Source organism: Protofrankia sp. CiT1, assembly GCF_917627335.1.
Taxonomy (GTDB): Bacteria; Actinomycetota; Actinomycetes; order Frankiales; family Frankiaceae; genus Protofrankia.
In genome coordinates this window covers 9,236-17,078 of sequence record NZ_CAKJTP010000020.1, presented here as the reverse complement: position 1 = coordinate 17,078, position 7,843 = coordinate 9,236, and the positions used below count along the sequence as shown (strand labels likewise).

At 69.5% G+C, this 7,843-nt stretch carries 10 protein-coding genes; 5 read left to right on the top strand and 5 right to left on the bottom strand.

Annotated elements, in window-relative coordinates; genetic code table 11:
• Position 1: 1 nt before the first annotated feature.
• From rsgA to MJ785_RS05760, 3 genes are all read right to left on the bottom strand, one after another.
• Entirely contained in the window at positions 2 to 1,075 is a 1,074-nt protein-coding gene (gene rsgA, locus MJ785_RS05770) for a ribosome small subunit-dependent GTPase A (RefSeq protein ID WP_239310125.1), read from the bottom strand.
• A 35-nt stretch (positions 1,076 to 1,110) separates the two neighbouring features.
• Positions 1,111 to 2,466 (bottom strand): 3-phosphoshikimate 1-carboxyvinyltransferase, encoded by a 1,356-nt coding sequence (gene aroA, locus MJ785_RS05765; RefSeq protein WP_239310136.1) that lies wholly within the window; start codon positions 2,464 to 2,466, stop codon positions 1,111 to 1,113.
• 78 nt (positions 2,467 to 2,544) lie between these two features.
• A complete protein-coding gene (locus MJ785_RS05760) occupies positions 2,545 to 3,363 on the bottom strand; it encodes a methyltransferase domain-containing protein (RefSeq protein ID WP_239310124.1) in 819 nt (272 codons plus the stop codon).
• 247 nt (positions 3,364 to 3,610) lie between these two features.
• On the opposite strand from MJ785_RS05760, the gene MJ785_RS05755 reads away from it, so the two are divergent.
• The 4 genes from MJ785_RS05755 to MJ785_RS05740 are packed head-to-tail and all read left to right on the top strand — an operon-like array spanning position 3,611 to position 6,041.
• Positions 3,611 to 3,880 carry a hypothetical protein gene (locus tag MJ785_RS05755; protein WP_239380143.1) on the top strand — a complete coding sequence of 90 codons (270 nt, stop codon included), beginning with the start codon at positions 3,611 to 3,613 and terminating at the stop codon, positions 3,878 to 3,880.
• Positions 3,880 to 4,761 (top strand): sigma-70 family RNA polymerase sigma factor, encoded by an 882-nt coding sequence (locus MJ785_RS05750; RefSeq protein WP_305039241.1) that lies wholly within the window; start codon positions 3,880 to 3,882, stop codon positions 4,759 to 4,761. The genes MJ785_RS05755 and MJ785_RS05750 overlap by 1 nt, the downstream gene beginning before the upstream one ends.
• Positions 4,758 to 5,042 carry a mycothiol system anti-sigma-R factor gene (gene rsrA, locus MJ785_RS05745; protein WP_239310122.1) on the top strand — a complete coding sequence of 95 codons (285 nt, stop codon included), beginning with the start codon at positions 4,758 to 4,760 and terminating at the stop codon, positions 5,040 to 5,042. The genes MJ785_RS05750 and rsrA overlap by 4 nt, the downstream gene beginning before the upstream one ends.
• Before the next feature lie 48 nt (positions 5,043 to 5,090).
• Complete coding sequence (locus MJ785_RS05740; protein WP_239345853.1) at positions 5,091 to 6,041, top strand: GDP-mannose 4,6-dehydratase; 951 nt, start codon at positions 5,091 to 5,093, stop codon at positions 6,039 to 6,041.
• 273 nt (positions 6,042 to 6,314) lie between these two features.
• On the opposite strand, the gene MJ785_RS22135 is transcribed toward MJ785_RS05740, so the two are convergent.
• Together MJ785_RS22135 and MJ785_RS05735 are read right to left on the bottom strand one after the other, a co-directional pair.
• On the bottom strand, positions 6,315 to 6,389 hold the full coding sequence (locus MJ785_RS22135) for a 50S ribosomal protein bL37 (protein WP_369809780.1): 75 nt from the start codon (positions 6,387 to 6,389) through the stop codon (positions 6,315 to 6,317).
• A 54-nt stretch (positions 6,390 to 6,443) separates the two neighbouring features.
• Positions 6,444 to 7,079 carry a DUF5317 family protein gene (locus MJ785_RS05735; protein ID WP_239310120.1) on the bottom strand — a complete coding sequence of 212 codons (636 nt, stop codon included), beginning with the start codon at positions 7,077 to 7,079 and terminating at the stop codon, positions 6,444 to 6,446.
• Between the two features lie 417 nt (positions 7,080 to 7,496).
• Between MJ785_RS05735 and MJ785_RS05730 the strand changes: the two genes are divergently transcribed.
• On the top strand, positions 7,497 to 7,727 hold the full coding sequence (locus MJ785_RS05730) for a biotin/lipoyl-binding carrier protein (protein WP_239310119.1): 231 nt from the start codon (positions 7,497 to 7,499) through the stop codon (positions 7,725 to 7,727).
• Positions 7,728 to 7,843: the final 116 nt, after the last annotated feature.

Sequence of the window (7,843 nt, the reverse complement as noted above, 5' to 3'; positions counted from 1 at the left end):
GCTATGCCGGGTCGGCACCGGAGCGGGCGACAAGGAGCCTGCGCAGGCTCGCGAGCCGGCCGGGCTCCGCCAGCCCGTCATCGACGGCGCGGTCGACCGCGCAGTCCGCGAGGCCCGCCTGATGGGTACAGCCACCCGGGCACGCGGCCGCGGCCGGAGCCAGATCGGGAAAAGCGGCCAGTACCCGCTCCGCGCGGACCGCGCCCAGCCCGAACGAGCGCACCCCCGGGGTGTCGACGACCCAGCCCCCACCGGGCATCGGCAGGGCGATGGCCGCGGACGATGTGTGCCGGCCTCGTCCGGTGACCGCGTTGACCGCGCCAATTGTCTGGGCGGCATCCGGTACCAGCCGGTTGACCAGCGTTGACTTGCCGACACCGGAATGACCGAACAGGACGCAGACACGGCCGCGGAGCAGCGCGGTCAGCGCTTCGACGCTCCTGTCCGGCCGGGTGGTCACCACCGGGAGGCCGAGCGGTCCGTAGAGCTCCCGCAATGGCGCGTCGTCGGCGAGATCGGCCTTGGTGAGGCAGAGCACCGGTTCCAGGCCACCGTCGTAGGCCGCGACCAGGCATCGGTCGATCATCCCGGTGCGCGGTGGTGGGTCCGTGAGGGCGCAGACGATGATGAGCCGGTCGGCATTGGCGACGATCGGGCGTTCGAGGGGGTCGGTGTCGTCGGCGGTGCGCCGCAGCACGCTCCGGCGTTCAGCTCGCGCGACGATCCGGGCCAGGCTGCCAGGCGAGCCGGAGACGTCCCCGACCAGGGCGACCTCATCGCCGACGATCACGCTCGTCCGGCGTAACGAGCCGCCGCGGACGGCGGCGACCAGGATACCGGTGGACTGCGGCGGGCCGGTCGACCCATCGTCCGCCCGCGCCTTCGCCCTGGTCGCCCGCACGGTCGCTGCCGTCGCCGCGATCCGTCCGGTGACATGGCAGGTGTAGCGGCCGCGATCGACCGCGACGATGCTCGCCGCCACCGCGTCGGCGTGGTCGGGCCGCTCCCGGGTACGTGGCCGTGACCCGCGCCCAGCTCGGACCCGTACGTCGTCCTCGTCCAGCTCCCGCGGCATTCACCCGCGCCGTTCCAGCCCGCGACGGCGGGCTTTCATGGTTGCCGGACCGTCTCGTCCAGCATCCTGGTACCGGCCAGCATGCGTGCCCACAGCCGGTCGAAGTGTGGCACGGTCTTGCCGGTCGTGGCGATGTCGTGGACGAGCACCCCGGGCACGACCAGCCCCACCACGGCATAGGCCATGGCGAGCCGATGGTCGGCCCGTGGGTCGAGCCGGGCGCCGGACAGTGGCGCGGGAGAGATGGCCAGCCCGTCATCGGTCACGGTGATCGCCGCACCCAGGCGCCCCAGCTCCGCCGCGAGCGCCGCGAGCCGGTCGGTCTCCTGTAGCCGCAGGTGCGCGATGCCCCGCAGGCGGCTGGGTGAATCGGCGAGGACGGCGAGCGCCGCGAGGGTGGGCGCGGCCTCGCCGTAGTCGGTGAGGTCGACGTCGATGCCCCGCAGGCGTTGCGGCCCGCGTACCTCGAGACCGGCCGCTGTCCGGGTGACGGCGCACCCCATCGCGGCCAGCAGGTCCGGGAGCATCCGGCCGGGTTGCACGGTCGCGGCCGGCCAGTCGGCGAGAACAACACGACCGCCGGTCGCGGCCGCCGCCGCGAGGAAGGCGGCGGCACTGTTGATGTCGGGTTCGATGACGCGGTCGTGGGCGAGCATCCGGCCGGGCGCGACCGACCAGCGCGCCGTCACCGCGGCCCCCGCGGCCCCCGCCCGCCGGTCGGTATCAACCTCGACCAGGGCACCGGCCGCACGCAGGTCCGCGACGGTCATCTCCAGGTACGGCCAGGACGGCAGCCGCGAGCCCACATGGCGGACGGTCACACCATGATCGTAGCGGGGTGCCGCGAGCAGCAGCCCGGACACAAGCTGGCTGGACGCGGACGCGTCCACCGTCACCTCGCCTCCGGTAAGGCGCCCGCGTCCGTGGACGGTCAGCGGCATCCGGTCGCCGTCGATGCGCGCGCCGAGTGCCCGCAACGCGTCAAGCAGCGGGCCGAGCGGACGTTCACGCATGTGCGGGTCGCCGTCGAATACCAGGTCGCCGTGGGCAAGCGTGGCCAGCGCCGGGGTGAACCGGGCGACGGTGCCGGCGTTGCCGCAGTCGATCAGAGCGCCCTGGGCCGCCCGCAGCGGGAGCTCACCATGGACTACCCAGTCGCCGTCGTCGTCGACGACAGCAACCCCGAGCCGGCGGAGCGCGGCGGCCATGAGCAACGTGTCACGTGATCGTAGGGGCCGGCGCAGCCGGCTCGTGCCGTCCGAGATCGCCGCCAGCACCAGCGCTCTGTTGGTTGCGGACTTCGAGCCGGGCATCATCACGGTCGCGTCGACCGGTCGATCCACGCTGGGCGCCGGCCAGGGGTCGATGGGCACGTCCGTGGTGGCGGTCATCACCTCAGCATGCCGCACGCCACCTCCCGCGGATAGCGGCTGCCGGCGCCGTGCCCGAAGCCCTGGGGATGATCTTTGTCAGCCGGGGCGGCGGGCGCTGGCGACAAGGTGGATGCCGATGGACTCGCCCTCGCGTTCGGCGGAGAGCTCGACTTCGGTCCGGACGAGGGTGGGGAAGCAGGACACATCCGAGGCGACGGCGCGCGTCACCGCTTCGGCGGACAGCACCGTTCGCGGCCGGATCCAGTCGACGTCCAGGCCCGCGCTGGTCAGCAGCGCGTGCAGCTCCTCTGGCCAGAAACAGCGGGTGATGGAGCCGTCCTCAGCGGGGACGAGGACGACGTCAGCCCGCGGCACGTCCGACAGCTCGGCCCAGCGGTGCTGTTCGGCGAGGCGGGCAAGGCCGAGCAACAGCGAGTCGACACACAGCAGCAGCCGCCCGCCGGGGCGCAGCATCCGGTAGATCTCTTCCAGGGTCGTCTCGGTCGCCAGGCAGAACGACAGCGTCCGCCCTTCGGCGAGGACAGCGTCGAAACTTGCCGGAGCGAACCAGTCGAGAGAGCGGGAATCGCCCGCGACCTGAAGGAACCTGCCCTGGTCGGTGGCGGGCCCGCCCAGTTGCTCCCGGCCGTGCACGGGGCTCGGCCGGTCCACCGAGGGGACGACCCGCACGACGTCGTGCCCGGCCGCGACCATTTGGCGCGCGAACCGCGTCCGTGGGCCGGAGACGTCCAGCACCCGGATCTGTGCCGTTGGCAGCCAGCTGGCCAGCTGAGTTGCGGCGACATCCTCGTAGAACGCCCAGTACGGATCATCGCTGTCCGCGGGCGCCTCATAGACGAGGGTCGTGGTTCGTCCGCGCGGCTGATCTGGCTCGGCGTCGAGGCGGGGCAGCATGGACCTTTCCTACCCTTCGAAGGGAGAAGATGCGAAACACGTCACACGGACTCCCGGGAAGTCTGACAGATGTGAATGATCAACAGTGGCATATCTGTCACGGCGATGACCGTGGCTGGTGGATCCCCTCCCGGCGTGCCCTTGCTGGAGATAGCCGGCGGGTGAGTGCCACGGGTTTCCCGCCGCGCCCGCGGCTGTAGGTTTTGTAGTGTTTTTGTGTGGTATTAGTAGTTGAATGCATGGTGCGGTGTTGGCTGTCCTGTCATGTTTTGTTGCCCGTACGGGAGGCGTCACGGGATCGGGGCTGGCCGGCCCGCGCGCCGCCTCGGTGGTGGTCCGTTGGTACGGCGGCCCTCGGCCCGGCCCGGCTGGCGGGAATCCCGGCGCCCGGCCGGACGGTTACGCAACCTACAAGGCACTTCGGGCCGTCGACGCGAACAGCCTGCTCACCGGGGCATTTCGTCCCCGAGCGGCCGCGTCGTTCCCCGTCGGCGGGGACATCCACTCGGAGGTTTGATGACTGCTCAGTTCGCGAGTGGGCCGGTGTCCGGTACCGGCCCCGGCATCACCCCCGGTATCGGCGGCGCCGTGCCGGTACCGGTCGTCCCCGCGCGGCCGCGCGCCGGGGACGGGAGCGATCCCGGTCGTTGTCGCAGCGCGCCGGCCGTTGGTTCCCTCGGTGGTTTTTCCGCCCGCGTGACCGCACCCGGCAAGGTATCGTCCGTTTCAATGGTCGGCTGTGTGCCTGTCAGCCGGCGCCCCGCGGACGACCCGAGGTACGAGGGAGTGGTCCTGGTCGAAGAGACTGCCGAAGAGCGGGCCAGCCGTTTCGAGCAAGACGCCCTGCCTTTTCTCGATCAGCTCTATGCGGCGGCGCTGCGCATGACGCGGAACCCTGCCGATGCCGAGGATCTGGTTCAGGAGACCTTTGTCAAGGCCTTTGCGGCTTTTCATCAGTTTCAGGAGGGTACGAACCTCAAGGCCTGGCTGTACCGCATCCTGACGAACACGTTCATCAACACCTATCGCAAGCGGCAGCGCCAGCCGTTGCAGAGCCCGACCGAGCAGGTCGAGGACTGGCAGCTGGCCGACGCGGAGTCGCATACGTCCAGCGGGCTCAAGAGTGCTGAGACCGAGGCGTTGGAGCATCTGCCGGACAGCGATATCAAGGAGGCCCTCCAGGCGCTGCCCGAGGATTTCCGGATTGCGGTCTACCTTGCGGATGTCGAGGGCTTCGCCTATAAGGAGATCGCGGAGATTATGGGTACCCCGATAGGTACCGTGATGTCCCGGCTGCACCGCGGCCGCCGCAGCCTGCGTACTTCGCTCGAGCACTATGCCCACGAGCGGGGCTTGGTGCGTGCCGGCCGCTCCGAAGGCGATGGCGGTGGATTGTGACCTGTGGTGACCCGCATGCTGTCGACTGCCGGAAGGTGCTGGAAGCCGTCTATCTGTATCTCGACGGTGAGATCGATTTTGATCACAAGTATCTGATTCGTTCACATCTGGACGAATGTTCCCCGTGTCTTCGCCAGTTCGGCGTGGAGCACGAGGTGAAGCTCCTGGTAGCCCGCGGATGCGGGGGTGAGCGAGCTCCCGACGCCCTGCGCAGGAGTGTACTGGAGCGTTTGCGGGCCGCGAGAGCCGACGCGGCCAGGTCGGAGTTTCGCGCCGAGTAGGGCGCCTGTCCGCTGATGTTCAGTCCGTAGTGGTTAGGCTGTGGTGCCGTGCGTATTCTTGTCTCTGGCGCGGCTGGTTTTATCGGCTCCACGGTTACGGACCGTATGCTGGCTGATGGCCACGACGTCGTCGGAATCGACGATTTGTCCACCGGACGCCTTGAGAACCTGGCCCAGGCCTCCGGTGATGTCCGGTTTTCGTTCGAGAAGATCGATATCACCTCGCCTGAAGTGGTGGATATGGTGGGGCGCGTTCGCCCGGATGCGGTGTTGCATCTGGCGGCGCAGATCGATGTGCGGGTGAGTATCCGGGACCCACTTCTTGATGCCCGCCTGAACGTGCTTGGAACGATCAACATGCTGGAGGCGAGCCGGCGGGCCGGCGTCGCGAAGTTCGTCCATACATCGTCCGGTGGTTCGATCTACGGGACGCCCCGGCGGCTGCCGGTCGACGAGACCGCCGCGGTGGCTCCCGAGTCGCCGTACGCGGCTGGGAAGGCCGCTGGCGAGCTGTACCTGTCCGTGTATCGATCGACCTACGGCCTGGGGACGACCGCGCTGGCGCTTGGCAACGTCTACGGGCCACGCCAGGATCCGCACGGCGAGGCCGGTGTGGTAGCGATCTTCGGGACGGCGATGCTCGAGGGGCGGCCGACCGTTATTTTCGGTGATGGTTTGACCACCCGTGACTATGTCTTCGTCGGTGATGTCGCGGACGCGTTCGCCCGCTCGGTCTCGGCGGCGGCGGCCAACGGCGAACGGCTCAACATCGGGACCGCTACCCAGACGGCCGTCCGGGAGCTGCACAGCAGAATCGCGGGGATCATCGGGGTGGCCGACGTCCCGGAGTTCGCCCCGTCCCGTCCCGGGGAGCTCCAGCGGATCGAGCTCGATATCAGCAAGGCACGGCGGCTGGTCGGGTGGCAGCCGCGGGTTCATCTTGATGACGGTCTGGGCCAGACCGTCGCCTGGCTGCGGCCCCGCGTCAGCACCCGCTGAGAGCGCGTGTGAGATCGTCATTCCGGCTTGCCGCGTCCAGGTGCCCCCTGGCCGCGTTGTCGGCCACACCGAGACAACTCATCCGGTATCGCTTCGGCCTGCCGCCTTGCCAGGCGGCGCCTGGACGCGGCTCACTGATCGAAAGCCCGATCTCACACACGCTCTGAGGCTGTCGACGGCGGGTAGCCGTCGCGCCGCCTGGCCGGGCGAGAGCGGGGACCGGACCGCGGTGGATCCTGGTAAGACGTTCAACCGCGGCCCGCCGGCGCCGGCTCAGGTGTTGGGGCGCTTGCCGTGGTTGGCCTTGTGCTTGGCGCGGGCGCGTCGCTTGCGCTTCTTCTTCGCCACGTCGGGTACCTCCTTTCTCCTTCCGTTTCGATCAACTCGGCTCCGGTCATCCTGTCACGGGCCGTCGGTTGACAGTGCCGCCGCGGTCGAGGCCAGGGGATCTGGAGCCGCGGGACCGGCCGCGCCGGGGTGTCCGGGCCGTGCGGTATGGATGCGGCGGGCTGCCAGCGTGCGGCGCGCCCGCACTGGCGCGACCGCCGCGAACAGCCCTGCCCCGGCGGCGACCAGGACGTCGCCGATGCTGACCACCGCTGGCGCGGGTGGGAACGCCAGCGGTATTGCGTCCGTTGCCGGGCGCAGGACCGTGGCGGTGTCCCCGGGGGTGTACTGGGATGACCCCCGCACGTCGCTGAACGCGACGCCAGCGCGGTCGGCTCCCCAGCGCGACACCGGCATCTGACCGCTGTTGGCGAGGACCACCACTGTGTTCAGCGTGATGCCTGCCAGCAGCAGGCCGAGGCCTGGCAGCCGGGGGTTCGCCGCCGCGAAGAATGCCACCGCGACCGTTGCCACCACCCAGCCGGCCGCGTAGGTGCCGGGGACGACCTGCCCGAGGAGCAGCGCCGCGAACGCGGCCGCGAGCGCCCGTGGGCGCGCCACATAGATCCGCACCAGGGCAGCTGGCGTCCCACCGCGAATCAGCCCGACCGTGGCACCACCGACCAGGACGAGCACAAGGAGAACGAACACCCTCGTAGTGTGCTTCGTCCGCGCCGTGCCGCGGCGCAGGGGCGACATTCCGGCATGTCTGATTTGCCCGCGCCGCCTCCCTGGCCGAGCGTCGGAAGATCACAATCAGCTGCCGGCCAGTACTGGATTTGGGTGAATCAGTGCTCTAACCGGGATTTTCTTTGTCGCCGTGGCGCGCAGCGGTCAGGTCCACGTGCGCACTACGCTCACGGTGCGCGTTTGTCCGGTCGGGACTACGGCGTGTTTCGGAAGTCGTGGTTCGATCAGGGAGCCGCGTCCAGGTGGTTCCTGGCAAGGCCGCAGGCCACACCGATACCGGATGAGTTGTATCGGTGTGGCCGAGAACGCAGCCAGAGGCCGCCTGGACGTGGCGAGCCGGACAGATGGCTTTCGAAACACGCCCTAGGAAGGGGAGCCGTGGCCGAGGAAGTTCGAGCCGAGATGGTCGCCAACGTGTGGAAGGTCGTGGTCGGTGTCGGTGACACGGTGTCGGCCGGGGACACACTGGTGATTCTCGACTCCATGAAGATGGAGATCCCGGTACTCAGCGAGGACGGCGGCCGGGTCGCCCAGATCGCGGTGCGGGAGGGCGACGTCGTTCAGGAAGGAGACCTGATCGCCCTTCTTGACGGCCTGCCAGCGGCCTGACCGCGACCGCGCCGTGACGATCCCGGCGGCGGCCGCTCAAGAGGGGACGCGACGTCGCGGGGCCAGGGGGCGCCTGGACGCGGCGAGCCGGAATGACGGTCTCACACGCGCTCTTA

Bases quoted from the DNA above. Each gene is read 5' to 3' on its own strand.
- rsgA (WP_239310125.1), bottom strand. From the start codon at position 1,075: ATGCCGCGGGAGCTGGACGAGGACGACGTACGGGTCCGAGCTGGGCGC.
- aroA (WP_239310136.1), bottom strand. From the start codon at position 2,466: ATGACCGCCACCACGGACGTGCCCATCGACCCCTGGCCGGCGCCCAGC.
- MJ785_RS05760 (WP_239310124.1), bottom strand. From the start codon at position 3,363: ATGCTGCCCCGCCTCGACGCCGAGCCAGATCAGCCGCGCGGACGAACC.
- MJ785_RS05750 (WP_305039241.1), top strand. From the start codon at position 3,880: ATGACTGCTCAGTTCGCGAGTGGGCCGGTGTCCGGTACCGGCCCCGGC.